Source organism: Phocaeicola barnesiae DSM 18169 = JCM 13652, from assembly GCF_000374585.1.
Lineage (GTDB): Bacteria > Bacteroidota > Bacteroidia > Bacteroidales > Bacteroidaceae > Phocaeicola > Phocaeicola barnesiae.
In genome coordinates this window covers 1-13322 of record NZ_KB894652.1, presented here as the reverse complement: position 1 = coordinate 13322, position 13322 = coordinate 1, and the positions used below count along the sequence as shown (strand labels likewise).

12 protein-coding genes and 1 pseudogene are annotated in these 13322 nt (G+C 39.5%); 12 read left to right on the top strand and 1 reads right to left on the bottom strand.

Annotation, left to right across the window (positions count from 1 at the left end):
* Positions 1-244: 244 nt before the first annotated feature.
* The 12 genes and pseudogenes from C510_RS0110670 to C510_RS17930 all read left to right on the top strand — a co-directional run bounded on the left by C510_RS0110670 (position 245) and on the right by C510_RS17930 (position 12585).
* Entirely contained in the window at positions 245-874 is a 630-nt protein-coding gene (locus C510_RS0110670) for an HU family DNA-binding protein (RefSeq protein WP_018711331.1), read from the top strand.
* Between the two features lie 99 nt (positions 875-973).
* Positions 974-1633, top strand: a complete 660-nt coding sequence (locus C510_RS0110665; RefSeq protein WP_244870473.1) for a Crp/Fnr family transcriptional regulator — start codon at positions 974-976, stop codon at positions 1631-1633.
* A 9-nt stretch (positions 1634-1642) separates the two neighbouring features.
* Positions 1643-2206, top strand: a complete 564-nt coding sequence (locus C510_RS0110660) for a Crp/Fnr family transcriptional regulator (protein ID WP_018711329.1) — start codon at positions 1643-1645, stop codon at positions 2204-2206.
* A gap of 315 nt (positions 2207-2521) precedes the next feature.
* Entirely contained in the window at positions 2522-2851 is a 330-nt protein-coding gene (locus C510_RS0110655; RefSeq protein WP_040366235.1) for a hypothetical protein, read from the top strand.
* A 23-nt stretch (positions 2852-2874) separates the two neighbouring features.
* Positions 2875-3300 (top strand): BSAP-5i family immunity protein, encoded by a 426-nt coding sequence (locus C510_RS17620; protein ID WP_018711327.1) that lies wholly within the window; start codon positions 2875-2877, stop codon positions 3298-3300.
* A gap of 314 nt (positions 3301-3614) precedes the next feature.
* The gene (locus tag C510_RS0110645) at positions 3615-5786 is read left to right on the top strand and encodes an outer membrane beta-barrel protein (RefSeq protein WP_018711326.1); all 2172 of its coding nucleotides are present in this window, start codon (positions 3615-3617) and stop codon (positions 5784-5786) included.
* A gap of 50 nt (positions 5787-5836) precedes the next feature.
* Positions 5837-8161 carry an outer membrane beta-barrel family protein gene (locus C510_RS0110640; RefSeq protein WP_025892692.1) on the top strand — a complete coding sequence of 775 codons (2325 nt, stop codon included), beginning with the start codon at positions 5837-5839 and terminating at the stop codon, positions 8159-8161.
* 84 nt (positions 8162-8245) lie between these two features.
* Positions 8246-8350 (top strand): annotated as a pseudogene (locus C510_RS17780) (Crp/Fnr family transcriptional regulator); the annotation flags it as partial.
* A gap of 553 nt (positions 8351-8903) precedes the next feature.
* Entirely contained in the window at positions 8904-9569 is a 666-nt protein-coding gene (locus C510_RS0110635) for a DUF4369 domain-containing protein (RefSeq protein WP_018711324.1), read from the top strand.
* A gap of 119 nt (positions 9570-9688) precedes the next feature.
* A complete protein-coding gene (locus tag C510_RS0110630; protein ID WP_025892691.1) occupies positions 9689-10078 on the top strand; it encodes a hypothetical protein in 390 nt (129 codons plus the stop codon).
* 74 nt (positions 10079-10152) lie between these two features.
* A complete protein-coding gene (locus C510_RS0110625) occupies positions 10153-12426 on the top strand; it encodes an outer membrane beta-barrel family protein (RefSeq protein WP_018711322.1) in 2274 nt (757 codons plus the stop codon).
* A 45-nt stretch (positions 12427-12471) separates the two neighbouring features.
* Positions 12472-12585 carry a DUF4172 domain-containing protein gene (locus C510_RS17930; RefSeq protein WP_081621839.1) on the top strand — a complete coding sequence of 38 codons (114 nt, stop codon included), beginning with the start codon at positions 12472-12474 and terminating at the stop codon, positions 12583-12585.
* A 590-nt stretch (positions 12586-13175) separates the two neighbouring features.
* On the opposite strand, the gene C510_RS17140 is transcribed toward C510_RS17930, so the two are convergent.
* Positions 13176-13322, bottom strand: a 147-nt coding sequence (locus tag C510_RS17140; protein ID WP_018711321.1) for a GGGtGRT protein, incomplete at its 5' end; no start/stop codon positions are given.

The window sequence follows — 13322 nt, the reverse complement described above, 5'->3', positions numbered from 1 at the left end:
TCACCTCAAAACTAAGGCCGGAATAAATGTGCGTTGGTTCTTGGGTTCGTTGTCGTAACATCAATAGTTGGATATAGTCAGATTTGGTAAACTTTTTCCGTTCGAATGTACAACGCTATGTCTGCTGGTCCACTTGTTACTTGAATATAATAAGAACCTTGTCAACTTGTTACCTTGTCCCCTTGTTACCTGCAAGTTGAGCTTGCGAAACTTGAATTGTTTAACTGATATTTAATTTCTGATTATGGTTGCGAAATACATTATGCAGGAGGTGAAGGACCTCAACAACGAAGGCGATACCTTGCTTTATCCGCGGATGGTTATCCGTGACAGTTGCGGTACGGACGAACTGGCGGAATACATATCGGCTCATACCAGCTTCAGCCGGGCCGAAGTGAAAGGTGTCATCGAGCTTCTGGGGCACGGGATGGCCCGGACAATGGCTCAGGGACGGTCGGTGCGGATAAACGGTATCGGTCTGTTTACTCCGGCACTGGCCATCAAGGAGGGAAAGGAGCGTGAGGAACCCGACGGGAGCGGCACGAAACGCAATGCGGCAAGTATCCGGGTAGGGGATGTGCGTTTCCGGGCAGACCGGCAACTGGTGCAGGAGACGGACCTGGCCTGTAAACTGGAACGTGAAGCAGGCGGGAAGTCGGCGCTCTGCCGTTCACGTTACACTCCGCAGGAACGCCTCGCCCTGGCCAAACGCTACCTGGAAGAGCATCCCGTGCTGACGGTGGGTACCTATGCTTCCCTGACGGGCCTGAGCCGCACAACGGCCGGAAAGGAACTTCGCCGCTGGTACGAGACCGAAGGTTCGGGTATCGGAATCAGCGGGATGGGGACGCATCGGGTGTATGTGCTGGCGTAGTGATGGTATCTGATTAGGTGATGATGCGGTATGGTAGTTTTGCTCGTTACTCAGTCAGAATCAATACGCTGGGAGCTATGGATATAACTAAATTTGAATATGTTATATTGGTATAACAGGTTCAGCAGTTTCTATTGGATTCAAATTATAGCTTTATCAATCGTTGTTAATGTTGATAATTACATTGTAGAAATGGCCAATTTTAATTCTTTTGTAGACAAATTAGACATGGAATTTTGGCATGAGATTTGTGCTAAAAACGGTAAACTATGTCATTACAAAAAAGGAGAATACTTTGTGCAACAGGGAGATGTTATACGATATATGGGAATCGTGAAAGAAGGATATTTTAAATATGTCGTAACTGACTTAAAGGAAAACGAACATATAACCGGTTTAGCGCTGCCAGGAGAATTTGTCGGTGACTATTTAAGTACCACTTACAAAACACCATGTATGACCAGTCTTGTTGCTTCAACAAATGCGGAGGTTCTGGTATGTAATTGTGAAGTACTTAATAAAGTATTCGATGAGGATAGAGAGCTTCATCAGCAACTCTCAGATTTACTGTTCCATGACGTTTATAAACGATATTTGGATATGCACCGTTTTTCACCCAAGGAACGCTATATCGATTTATTGAAAAGATGTCCTGATATTCTTCAAAACATATCGATTAAGGAAATTGCCTCTTTTCTGAATGTTACACCAACTTATCTCAGCTGTATCCGTAAGGAAATTACTTTTGAGAACAAATGATTTTATCAGATGAACGAGTTCAATACATACCTCAATAACTTAGACTATTCTTTAATTAAAGATTTATGTGAAAGGAAAGGGAAAGTGCGTACTTATCGTAAAGGAGATTTTTTTATCCGTCAGCATGAAAAAAAGCGTTTTGCGGGATGGGTAGAAGATGGAACCTTTCAATATACCCATATTGACGAAGAGGGAGAAGAACACATTGTAGGGTATTCGTTTACAAATGAATATGTATGTGACTATTCCTCATTTATGAAAGGCAGCTTGTCCTTAGTAAGCATTCAAGCAATAACTGATTGCTCCGTTTATGAAATATCACACCATGATATGATTGAATATTGGGAAACGAATATGGAAACCCAACGGTTTGGAAGATGCGTAGCCGAAAATCTGTATGAAATGGTATATGAAAGACTGCTCGATTCGTATTGCAGTCCTGAAATTCGATACAAAAGACTGATGGAGCGTTGTCCCAATCTAAAAGAAGCAGTACCTTTGAAAAACATTGCTTCATTCTTGGGGGTTACTCCTGAAACTGTCAGTCATATACGCCGGAATTTGAGGAAGTAACCGTATTTTTTAACATTTATAGAAAAAGGTCTTGAAATATTTCAAGGCCTTTTTTATTTATTATCCCGTATTTTGTATTCAAAATCAAAATTTCAATAGGAATATAAATAGGAACCTTCTATTATGGCCATACCTGTAAAAGTGAAAATATGTCGCTTCCTACATTATCATTGACAAAGTTTATGAGAAAAAGCAATGTCAATTTTATGCAATTGCAATATGATTCTGTTTGCTACTCTCAAATTAGTTTGAGAGTTGTGTCGATTTAGGTATGTACATTTGCAAAAATGTATGTTTACACAATTTAGATTCAATATGAAATTAAAAATAACTATTCTTTTAGCTTTCTGTATTCTGCTGGTTAGTTGTGCTTCTTTATTAGGTGTACAAAGCAGCAAATATATTTCTGAAAAGATTGAGATAGGTATGAGTAAGAATGAATTCCAGAAGCTTTTTGGTGAACCATACGCAAAGGAAATGATAACAGACAGATATAATCGTCCTGTTGAACGACTGCTATATCAGGAAAGCCTTTACGACCAAGAATGGTATACTTTAGTAACAGCTTTTACTTTTCAAGATGGAAAACTGGTAAGTCAAGAGGTTGTAAGTAAACAATATATCAATAGAAAAGGGAACAAATAACTTAAATATTAAATAAAGATTTTATGAGAACAAAGAATTTATTTGGAATACTGATGTTATTCCTCTCTACATTTACCCTTATTAGTTGTGATAAGGAAGATGATAAAATGCAGCAGTTTGAATTTACACCAGAATCATTAAGCCAAACAGTCTGGAAAGGTAATATAACAGATCCTATCTATAATGGTGAAATAGGTCTAAATTTTGAAACAAAGAAGAAGGGGAAGGTATCATGCGTATATCCACAAGATCCACAATATCATATAACAGACAACTTTACATACAATATAGATGGAAAATACATTTATTTCGATGGCTCCACTATTCTAGGTGATAATGTCCCATGGGTTTTAATTGAGTTAACAGATAACAAAATGTTACTTAAATGTAATCCAGAATATATAAATCCTCAAAATCAGTCAACATTGGAACTTAAAAGAATTTATTAACACGATAAGCCTCCAACGAGATCACTGCTGGGGGCTTTTTTATCGAATATATTTATGGTCTTAGATAAAAGCATATTGAGAACATTCGTAAGATGTGAAATAGGCTGAAATGATAAAGTCTAAACCTCGGAATTAAAGGAACTGATTCTTCCGCTTAGGACATTTAAATTTGAAAGCAATTAAAATAATTGATAATAGAATATAAAGATACAATGAATATCAGGTATATTATAAGTGCAATATTTACTTTATATTGTCCTGCTGTTATTTGGGGGCAGACAACAGGGAAAATATTAGATAACAACAGGCAACCAGTGGATGGTGCTACCATCGTCATGCAGTTGCCGGATTCTACCTATCTGGGGGCGACCATATCTGCGGCCGACGGTACATTCACGCTTGAACCGGAGGCGGAGAATTATCAGCTCATCATCCAGCATCTGCTTTATCATACCAGGCAAATTAAGGGACAGGCTCGTGATATCGGTATCATTACTTTGGAATCGAAAGACTATAATCTGGAAGAAGTGGTAATCAAGGGAGAACGTCCGTTTGTAACTGTGGAACAGGGAAAATTGAATTATAATATTTCAGCAATTTCAGAAAAGCATATCGTAAACAATGCCTACGAGGCTATCTGTAAGTTGCCGGGTGTGCAGGACAGGAACGGTAAACTCTCACTGGTGGGAGCAAAGGACGTAACAGTTATCCTGAACGGAAAAGCAAGCACACTGACACAGGAGCAGCTGATTGAGATGCTGAAGAATACTTCCGCTTCGCAGGTACAGACCGCCGAAGTGATGTATAATACACCTCCCGAATATCATGTGCGCGGGGCTGCCATTAATATCGTAACGGCAAAGGCAGCAGACAATACCATCCAGAGTGAGCTGTCTGCCAGCTACAGCAACCAGTATTTCAGCAGTTACAGCGGTAATGTAAACTTCCTGCTGACGAAAGGTAAGTCGTCGCTGAATGTTTCTTATAACCCGGGCTATTCACATATCATGACCGTGATGGACCTGGCTTCCCTGCATAATTATGACGGGAAGATATATGACATCACACAGACACAGAAAATCAATACAAAGGGCTGGAGACATAACATCTATGCTGAATATGGCTATCAGATAAATGAGGATAATAAGTTGAGTGTGGGCTACAACGGTGCCTTGTCGAACAATGGCAAAGGAGCGATTGATGTAAACGGGAACTTCCAGAACAGCCACAATGACAAGTTGCAGGACAGCCGTCTGCACAATGTCTTTGCCCGCTATTCTTCCGGCTTCGGACTGGATTTTGGGATGGATTATACGGACTATACCATGAATGACAATAACCATCTGGAAAGTGAACTGACAGACAATTCACGACAGCTGCTAGACTATACTTCGGACCAGAAAATCCGTAAATTTTCGGTATATGCCGACCAGAGCCATGGTCTTGCCAATGACTGGATATTGAAGTACGGTGTCCGCTATGACTATACCGATAACAAGAACAGCCAGCTGTTCAACCAGGCGGAGGGAAAGGGGGACGTGGATAATTCCTCTTCGCGCCTTTATGAGCAGATTACCAACTTTTATGCCGGCTTCGAAAAGGAGCTTGAGAACGGCCTCTCCCTTTCCCTGTCAGCAACCAGTGAGTATTACACCATCGGAAACTATCACAAATGGGCAGTCTATCCGCAGGCCAGTCTGAGCTATTCGCCGTCGGAAAAGCATACGTTCATGCTTGGCATTTCGTCGGAAAAGGACTATCCCACTTATTGGGACATGCAGACCAGTATCACCTACATGAATGCCTACGAAGAGCTTCAGACCATCGAGGGACTCCGGCCTGCCAATGTGTACAGTGTAAATGCCAATTATCTCTTCCTGCAGAAGTACATGTTATCGTTGTTCTACGAGCGTACCAACGATTATTTCACGATGGACATGTATCAGGCGAAAGACCGTCTGGCACTTGTGTACCGCACGCAGAACTGGAACTATTACCAGTCTTTCGGTATGAGTGCCAACATTCCGTTCAACATAGGAGACTGGCTTTCCTCTCAGGTAAACGCTGTGGTTATGAATGACCGTAACCGCTGTGACAACTTCTGGGATATTCCCTTCGACCGGAATAAATGGGCCTGTATGCTTGCCATGCAGAATCATTTTTCAGTAGGTTCCAATGTGGGCTTTGATCTGGATGCAACGTATCGCTCAAGCATGATTTCCGGTATCAGTGATACAAAGCCGGTCTTTACGGTCAATGTGGGAGCACAGTGGAACTTCCTGAAGAATAAAGCAACTCTAAGCCTGACGTGTTCTGACTTGTTTGATACCATGCGTATGAAGGTGAGAAACCGCTATGCAGGACAGCACATAGACTTGAATATGGGGCAGTACAGCCGTACCCTTTCAGTGAAATTTGTTTACCGCTTTGGCGGTAGCATCAGCAGGGAGAAGAAAGAAGTGGATTCTTCACGCTTCGGAAAATAATGTATTTTGTACTACAGTTTTTGACTGAGATTATTGTATAAACTTGACTAATGAAAAAACTATTTTTAGCTTTAATAGCCAGCCTAATTTTGCTGCCGGCTTACGGCCAGTATGCTGTCAAAGGAAAAATCATGGACCCAGAGGATGTGGTAATGCCAATGGTAAATGTGGCCTTTTTAAATCAGGTGGACAGTACCCTTGTTAGCGGAGCAGTATCCGATTCTTGCGGGATATACAGCACATCGCTTGCCGAGGGAAATTATATTATCCGTTATTCTTATCTGGGTTATAAGACATTGTATAAGAAGATGCAGGTCAATACCGATTGTACGTTGCCGATGGTTCGGATGGAAGCCTCACAGACTACGCTGAAAGAGGTGGAAGTCACTGCGTATCGGAAGCCATTCAAACTGGACCTTGACGGGCTGTTGGCTGATGTGGAGAATACCATTCTTGCTAAACAAACTAATCTGAACGACCTGCTCTGCAAGATTCCGGGTATACAGCAAAGAGGAAACTCCATTGAAGTGATAGGAAAAGGGAGCCCTGTCTATTACATCAATGGCAGGGAAGTGATGGACCAGACCGAACTGGATAATCTCTCTGTCGATGAGATTCGTTCCGTCAAACTGATTATGAATCCGAGCATACGATACAATTCAGAGCAGCGTGCCGTCATAGAAATAAAGACCAAACGGTTGGGGGATGGATTTGCTTTCAATGTAAAGGGCAATCTGCAGCAGGGAAACCATTTCAAACAGAACTATCTCATAAATGGCAGTTACAATTACAAGAACTGGGATTTCTTTTTCTCCTACAATTACAACCGGGGAAAAAACAATTCAGCGCTTGACGTTTACCAGCAGACACAAAGTGACACTGTCTGGAACCTGACCCAACTGAGCGCAAAACAGATTTTTGACAAAAGCCATACCTATATGGGAGGAGTTTCCTTTCATTTTTCACCTGAATCCGAAATCGGACTGAAGTATGTTGGAAAGCATAGTCAAAACAGTACCTTTTCTGATGACACCCTTTCTATGATACCGGACCGGGGAACCTCTACGTTCATGAAGAACCACAGGGACGTATCCGGAAAATCAATCAGCCACCACCTCAATCTGTATTACGTGAACGACTGGGAAAATGGTTGGAAAATAAATACCTACGGTGACTATATCCGTAAAACGGACCAAGGCGACGGCTATATCTGTGAATGGGAAAGTGACCGTTCAGAAACATCATTGAATTATTATAATAAAGCTGTGTGGGACTTGTTCGCTGCCAAGCTCCGCCTTTCGTATGATACCGAGAAAGCGGGAACCATCAGTTTCGGTTATGATTTCAGCCACACAAGCGGAACGAACTACATTGAAAATGTTCGCGCCCTAAATAATGGAAGAACAAAAAATATGGAACTGAAGAATTCGCTTTTCTTGGCATACGATTTTTCCTGGAAAAATCTTTCGATAGGTACCGGGGTCCGTTATGAATATCTTCTCAGTGACTTAAAGGAAACTTATACCGGAAAGCGTCAGAATCAGAACTATCATAATTTCCTACCTTCTGTTTCGCTCAGTTATAATACACAGACCCTACAGCAGTCGTTCAGTTACTCCATTCATACAGAACGACCTCCTTTTGGAGAGATGAATGACAATGCCGTCTATACTGACCGCTTCACTTATCGGAAAGGAAATCTATATCTGAAACAGGCAATAACCCATGACTTGAACTATATGCTGTTTTACAAGTTCCTACTTGTAAACTTAAATTATAACAATATACATTATCCCTTAATATGGGCATTTTATAGTATGCAGGGAAACTCGGCAGTGACAGTAAACAGCATGGATAATTTTGATAGAATGCATAATCTGACGGGTATGGTAAACGTGCAATATCCTGTGAAGTGGTGGATGCCTTCGCTTACGCTGACCTGCATGAAGACCTTCTTCAATTATCCGGGGCCGAACGAGAGTATTCTAAAAGCCGGACGCCCGCTGGTGATGCTGAACTTCAACAACAGTTTCACGCTTCCATCCGGATTTCTGTTGTCTGCTGATTTTAATTATGGTTCCAGAGGATATTATCAGTTATACGAATCGAAGAGTTACACCTCCTTCAACCTGAGTTTGAAGAAATCGTTCCTGAAAGACAAGCTTCAACTTTCACTGGATGCTTACGACATTTTCAATAAGAACAATACGCGTGCTTCAGCCCGTCTGAATGATATTATTATGTACAGTGTCGGAAAGGAGGAAACCCGAAAAGTTGGTTTCACGGTTACTTATCGCTTCCGCACGGAAAAGAAGATGAATAATAAGAGTGCAGCTGAGACGGAAATGTCGCGGTTGAATATGGATACAAATTAATTTATTTCTCATTAAACCATCAAGTACTATCTTTATTCACTAATTTTTAGTAGACACTAATGAAAATAATTGTTATACTGCGAGCGTCGTTCCAAACTGAAAGAAGCTGTTCCTTTGAAAAACATTGCTTCATTCTTGGGGGTTACTCCTGAAACTGTCAGCCATATACGCCGAAAATTGAGGAAGTAGCCATATTTTTTAACATTTAAAGAGAAAGAGGGTGTGTCAAAATTCATTTTTTGAAAAAATGAACTTATAATTTGAAATTTGAGTACCCTTAAAGACTAAAAAAGGGCCGCATCATTACTCAATACAGAGTTTGATACGGCCCCTTTTAATATTATAGTTATAATCTGTAACTTTAAAGAGCAGTCATTTTAGTTTTGACACACCCTCTTTTTTATTTATTATCCCGTACTTTGCATTTAAAATCAAAGTTTCAATAGGAATATAAACAGGAACCTTCTATTATGGCCATACTTGTAAAAGTGAAAATATGTCGCTTCCTACATTATCATTGACAGAGTTTATGAGAAAAAGCAATGTCAATTTTATGCAATTGGAATATGATTCTGCTTACAACTCTCAAAGTAGTTTGAGAATTATGTCGCTCTGGACATGTATATTTGCAAAATATCTATCATGTTAAGGTATTAGATAAAAGCATATTGAGAAATTTACTAAGTGTGCTGTAATAAACAAAAATAATAGAGAAAGTCTAAAATTCAAAAATAACTGTAATATGAAAACAAAACATTTACTTGGAATACTAACGTTGTTCTCTTTTTTAGTGTCATGTACAGAACAGCAATGTATAATTCATGGTACAACTACTGGTGTAAAAGATGGTGATTATATATATATAACTGAATATCTTGATAATACATATCTTGATTCAGCTGTAGTTATGAATGGCAAATTTACATTCAAACTGCCTAAAGCTGCAGAAGAAGATTTTTTGCCTAAAGTTATAGTTCCTGCTGTGGGCAATGTACCAAGTGTAGCTATGGTTTTTACACAAGATTCTGAAGTGTTATATATAAGAGATAGCCAAAACGACATGTTCGATATGTATGGTTCTCCATATAATGATTTGTTCCGTATAGAAGGTTTTAAAATGGATTCAATCAGTCATGTGTTGGGACATCTTGATAATCTATGTTTGAAGGATTCTACTTTGACTCAAGAACAGAAGGATTCAATAACTTTAAAAATGAATGAACTCATAAAAGAAGACTCCATTCTCAATATTCAAAGTATAGAACGTAATATTGATAATCTTGTGGGGGCTTATTTCTTATACATAAACAGACATCGATTAAACAAAGAAACATTTCAGAGACTTTTTGAAAAACTTCCCAAGAAGTTTGCATCATCGAAGCATTTTGATGATGTGAGGAATAAATAAATACGATAATATATTCAAAAATCATTTTTTTGCCTTATATAGTGCGGTAGATCATAGTTTTGATAAATTGGTTTCCGTCATTTTAATAACTTATGTTACAAATAATGAGAATTTAGATTATGAAACGATTAATGATTTTATGTATCGGACTTTTGTTTTTCATTCCTATTCAATTGAATGCAAGAAAATATTTTTGTGAGATTAAAGGAACCAACAAGACTTTATCGGCAGGTCTGAAGATTGTTTTTGATTTTGGTGAAAGTCCTGTATATTCTATATGGAACGGTTTGAAAAGTCAGCAGAAAATGGTAGATGAAAATGGTAAGGAAATAGATTTTAATAGTATGGTAGATGCCGCGAACTATATGTCTGAAAAAGGATGGAATTTTCAGCAGGCATATACTTCATTCTATGAAGGGAATGTAATACATCATTGGATTTTCTATAAAGAAGCGGATTCTCAGGAAGAGGCAGGAAAAGGAATTATGACAAAGGAAAAATATAAATAGGTAAACTGAAAGACGGTAATAGCAAAATGTAAAGCATCGTAAACCTGTTGTAGATATGTAAAATATTTATTGTAATGGATTTTAAAGGTGTAATAGGTACAATATTTATTTTAGGTTATTCCAATGTTGTTTGGAGTCAGACAAAGGGAAAAATAGTAGATACAAAACAGCAACCGATAGAAGGTGCTACGGTTGTCATGCAGCTGCCGGATTCAACCTATCTGGGGGTAACCATATCTACGGCTGACGGTACATTCATACTAGAACCGGAACCGGAAAGTTACCAGCTCATAGTTCAACATCTGCTCTATCAGACTAGACTGGTTAAGGGCCAGTCTAGTGATGCCGGTATCATTGTATTAGAGCCGAAAGACTATAATCTGGAAGGAGTGGTAATAAAAGGAGAAAAACCGTTGGTAAAAGTAGAAAACGGATGGCTCGGCTATAACCTTTCAGTGCTTTCGCAGAAACAGGCTGTAAACAATGCATACGAAGCTATAACCAAACTTCCGGGAGTGCAGGAGAACAACGGCGCGCTTTCTCTTGCCGGATCAAGTTCACTTACAATTGTAATGAACGGCAAGCCTACAACTATGGCAGCAGAGCAATTGGAAACATTACTGCGCAATACGCCGGTGGAGCGTGTAGAAAAAGCGGAAGTCATGTACAGTGCCCCTCCTGAACTTCATGTGCGCGGAGCTGTTATCAATGTGGTAATGAAACGTTCGAATGACTATTCATTTCAAGGAGAATTGAGTACTTATTATCAGAATAAATATTTCAGCAGCGGCGGTGCAAACGGTAATTTCCGTCTATCCACCCCAAAAGTAACTTTGGATGTAATGTATGGAGCCGACAATATCAAAACGTTAGAATATACAAACCTATTATCCAGGCACATATTGAGTGATAAAGTTTATGAAATAACCCAGAATGAGAAACTGAGTTCCAAAAGCTGGATGCATAATGTAAGAACGGCTCTGGAATACAACATCACTGAAAAGAATCACCTGAATGTTGCCTATACGGGAAGCTTTACTCCCGCCGAACATAACCGTAGCATAGCTGACGGTAGTTTCCAGCAGTCCAATCTTGATAAGTTTACGGATAAGAAAATGTATAACATAGCCGTGCAGTATAGCTCCGGTTTCGGTCTGGAAGTGGGCGGTGATTATACCCGTTATACATCGGATAACAATCAGATAATGTTTACACGGCTTGTTGACAATACTGAAAACACATATACCCTGACTGGCGGCCAGCGTATCAACCGTTACTCTGTTTTTGCAGACCAGAAACATAATCTGGCAAATAACTGGAGCATAGGCTACGGCCTTTCCTACCGCTATGCAAAAGATTTTGATTTTCAGACGTACGACAATGTGACAGGCAATATAAAACCTGAAAATACAGAAGCCTGGTTAGATGAGCAGACAACCAGTTTTTATTTCTCGTTGAGCAGGAATTGGGCGAGCGGAACTTCATTCTCGGTTTCTGCAACCGGAGAATATTATACTATCGGGAATTATCACAAGTGGGCAGTTTATCCACAGGCATCACTGACATATATGAAAAGTCCGAAACATATCTTTCAGTTATCTTTATCAACAGACAAGACATATCCAAGTTATTGGGATATGCAGTCGTCTGTCACATATCTGAACGGATATTCAGAGCTTCAAGGAACACCCGGTTTACGACCTATGACAAATTATAACCTAAACGGTACCTATATACTGAAACAGAAGTATATATTCGGTCTGTTCTATACGCACACATCCGACTATTTTGCCCAGTCTCCCTATCAGGATACCGACCGTCTGGCTCTAATATACAAGAACACCAACTGGAATTACATGCGTATGACAGGCGCCAACCTCATTTTACCATTCAGCATAAGGAACTGGTATGATGCAAGGCTTACACTTGCAGGAATGCAGGCACGGCAGAAATGTAACCGGTTCTTTGACATACCTTTCGACCGCAAAAAATGGATGTTTGTAGGTACACTTGACAATACCTTCAAGATAAGCAAGAACCTTTCGTTTGAATTAACAGGCAACATACAGACTCCATTCATACAAGGAACGCTGAATCTCGCAGGTTCATTCAACCTTACAGCCGGAATGAAATGGAATTTTGCCAAAGACAAATGTTTACTTACGGTACGTTGCAGTGATATTTTCAATTCCAGTATGCCGAATATGAAGGTTCGCTTCAAAGGACAACATTTGGATATGAATACAGGATTCTATACCCGTACCGTATCTTTAAACTTCATATACCGTTTCGGAGGATATAAAAAACAGGAGGTGAAAGGAGTTGATACATCACGGTTTGGACATTAAGGACAATCCGCCAATGGAGTATCTTCGTGCATAGACATGCTATAAATGAGACCAATCTATCTATGGCAATATCCTACATGGCCAAAGTTTACATGGAATGACTCTGACCTGATTACCCTGCTTTCTGAGGTACGCAATCTAGAGGGGGAAACACAGTGAAACCTCATCTTTCACCTGTGAAGCATGATCTTTCGCCAAAAAGTGATTGTCTATCAGTAGATTATGATGCAGTGAAAGTTTGAAACCAATTATGGGAAAAGTTATTGTTATAGAAGAAGGAAGTGTTATTTTTGTCTTGGTCTGACTGATTTCAATCAATAAAGATTCAATTCCTCCCTATCTGCATGAAACAGTACTGGAAGCAACATTGATGAAGAACCAGTGAACTGAGTCTCTGAGTGCATACAACTCTTTATTTAGATTCAGTTCACGTAAGTATAAATTTTCTCTTTTGTATTTCTGCTGAACAAATTCTTTGAGTAATCTTACTGTATAGACCGAAATCCAATAGGTAGCTTTAGAAACTCAGCCCATATTCAAGCATAATCAGCCACTTCTTAACCTTAGAAAAATAAGCTCAAATAAAGTGATATTCAGCTTCAATTCAATTATCTATTTACAACTATCTATAAGAAGCAAAGCAAGCAAAAAGTAATAGGTAATTATCTACTATCCATGAAGTACAGACAAAATAAAAATCCCCATAACTCATGGAGTTACAGGGATTTATTATCTTGATTAAGTATAGATTACTTATTCAAAGCAGTAGCAACGTCAACTGCGCAAGCTACTGTACAACCTACCATCGGGTTGTTACCGATACCCAGGAATCCCATCATTTCTACGTGAGCAGGAACTGATGAAGAACCAGCAAACTGAGCATCTGAGTGCATACG